Here is a 2,917-nt window from a genome sequence, read left to right as displayed (position 1 = left end):
CCGTGATTCCGGGAGTAGTGGCGAGCGAAACCGGATGAGGCTAAACCGTATGTGTGTGATACCCGGCAGGGGTTGCGCATACGGGGTCGTGGGAGTTTCCTTCAGTCGTCTGCCGGCGGCTGGACGAGTTATAAACCATTGTGGTAGGCGAAGGGCATGCGAAAGGCCCGGCGTAGAGGGTAAGACCCCCGTAGCTGAAACTGCAATGGCTCGTTTGGGAGCCACCCAAGTAGCACAGGGCCCGAGAAATCCTGTGTGAATCTGGCGGGACCACCCGTTAAGCCTAAATATTCCCTGGTGACCGATAGCGGATAGTACCGTGAGGGAATGGTGAAAAGTACCGCGGGAGCGGAGTGAAATAGTACCTGAAACCGTGTGCCTACAAGCCGTGGGAGCGTCGCACAGTGGGCTTGTCCTGCTGTGTCGTGACTGCGTGCCTTTTGAAGAATGAGCCTGCGAGTTTGCGGTATGTTGCGAGGTTAACCCGTGTGGGGGAGCCGTAGCGAAAGCGAGTCCGAATAGGGCGTTCAGTAGCATGCTCAAGACCCGAAGCGGAGTGATCTAGCCATGGGCAGGGTGAAGCGGCTGTAAGAGGTCGTGGAGGCCCGAACCCACCAGAGTTGAAAATCTGGGGGATGACCTGTGGTTAGGGGTGAAAGGCCAATCAAACTCCGTGATAGCTGGTTCTCCCCGAAATGCATTTAGGTGCAGCGTCGTGTGTTTCTTACCGGAGGTAGAGCACTGGATAGGCGATGGGCCTTACCGGGTTACTGACCTTAGCCAAACTCCGAATGCCGGTAAGTGAGAGCACGGCAGTGAGACTGTGGGGGATAAGCTCCATGGTCGAGAGGGAAACAGCCCAGAGCATCGACTAAGGCCCCTAAGCGTGTGCTAAGTGGGAAAGGATGTGGAGTCGCAGAGACAACCAGGAGGTTGGCTTAGAAGCAGCCACCCTTGAAAGAGTGCGTAATAGCTCACTGGTCTAGTGATTCTGCGCCGACAATGTAGCGGGGCTCAAGTACACCGCCGAAGTCGTGTCATTCGAACATATACCTCCAACGGGGGTTCGGATGGGTAGGGGAGCGTCGTGTGCCGGGTGAAGCAGCCGTGGAAACGAGTTGTGGACGGTTCACGAGTGAGAATGCAGGCATGAGTAGCGATACACACGTGAGAAACGTGTGCGCCGATTGACTAAGGGTTCCTGGGTCAAGCTGATCTGCCCAGGGTAAGTCGGGACCTAAGGCGAGGCCGACAGGCGTAGTCGATGGACAACCGGTTGATATTCCGGTACCCGCTTTGAAGCGCCAACGCTGAATCTGGTGATGCTAAGCCCGTGAAGCCCCCTGCTTCCCGTCTTTGACGGGTGTGGGTGTGGTGGAGCCGGTGACCCGAGCTGGTAGTAGGTGAGTGATGGGGTGACGCAGGAAGGTAGTCCATCCCGGGCGGTGGTAGTCCCGGGGTAAGGGTGTAGGGCGAGGAGTAGGTAAATCCGCTTCTCTTGTGCCTGAGACCTGATGCCGAGCCGATTGTGGTGAAGTGGATGATCCTATGCTGTCGAGAAAAGCCTCTAGCGAGTTTCATGGCGGCCCGTACCCTAAACCGACTCAGGTAGTCAGGTAGAGAATACCGAGGCGTTCGGGTGAACTATGGTTAAGGAACTCGGCAAAATGCCCCCGTAACTTCGGGAGAAGGGGGGCCACGTCTGGTGATGGGCTTTGCGCCTTGAGCTGGGGGTGGCCGCAGAGACCAGCGAGAAGCGACTGTTTACTAAAAACACAGGTCCGTGCGAAGCCGTAAGGCGATGTATACGGACTGACGCCTGCCCGGTGCTGGAACGTTAAGGGGACCGGTTAGTCAGGATTCGTTCTGGCGAAGCTGAGAACTTAAGCGCCAGTAAACGGCGGTGGTAACTATAACCATCCTAAGGTAGCGAAATTCCTTGTCGGGTAAGTTCCGACCTGCACGAATGGCGTAACGACTTCTTGACTGTCTCAACCATAGGCCCGGTGAAATTGCAGTACGAGTAAAGATGCTCGTTTCGCGCAGCAGGACGGAAAGACCCCGGGACCTTTACTATAGCTTGATATTGGTGTTCGGTTCGGCTTGTGTAGGATAGGTGGGAGACTGTGAAGCATGCACGCCAGTGTGTGTGGAGTCGCTGTTGAAATACCACTCTGGTCGTGCTGGATGTCTAACCTGGGTCCGTGATCCGGATCAGGGACAGTGTCTGGTGGGTAGTTTAACTGGGGCGGTTGCCTCCTAAAGAGTAACGGAGGCGCCCAAAGGTTCCCTCAGCCTGGTTGGTAATCAGGTGTTGAGTGTAAGTGCACAAGGGAGCTTGACTGTGAGACTGACGGGTCGAGCAGGGACGAAAGTCGGGACTAGTGATCCGGCGGTGGCTTGTGGAAGCGCCGTCGCTCAACGGATAAAAGGTACCCCGGGGATAACAGGCTGATCTTCCCCAAGAGTCCGTATCGACGGGATGGTTTGGCACCTCGATGTCGGCTCGTCGCATCCTGGGGCTGGAGTCGGTCCCAAGGGTTGGGCTGTTCGCCCATTAAAGCGGCACGCGAGCTGGGTTTAGAACGTCGTGAGACAGTTCGGTCCCTATCCGCTGCGCGCGTAGGAGTCTTGAGAAGGGCTGTCCCTAGTACGAGAGGACCGGGACGGACGAACCTCTGGTGTGCCAGTTGTCCTGCCAAGGGCATGGCTGGTTGGCTACGTTCGGGAAGGATAACCGCTGAAAGCATCTAAGCGGGAAGCCTGCTTCGAGATGAGGGCTCCCACCCACTTGATGGGGTAAGGCTCCCTGTAGACGACAGGGTTGATAGGCCAGATATGGAAGCCCAGTAATGGGTGGAGTTGACTGGTACTAATAGGCCGAGGGCTTGTCCATAGTTGCTTGCGTCCACTGTGT

Annotated in this window: 1 rRNA gene (cut by a window edge); it reads left to right on the top strand. The window is 56.6% G+C overall.

Features of this window, described 5'->3' with window-relative positions:
- A 23S ribosomal RNA gene (locus tag HCJ92_RS22170) occupies positions 1 to 2,897 on the top strand; it begins 145 nt to the left of the window's first position.
- Positions 2,898 to 2,917 lie beyond the last annotated feature (20 nt).

Source organism: Streptomyces spiramenti (assembly GCF_012034385.1).
GTDB lineage: Bacteria > Actinomycetota > Actinomycetes > Streptomycetales > Streptomycetaceae > Streptomyces > Streptomyces spiramenti.
The sequence above is the reverse complement of the archived record's forward strand: the minus strand, read 5'-3'. Positions and strand labels throughout refer to the sequence as shown.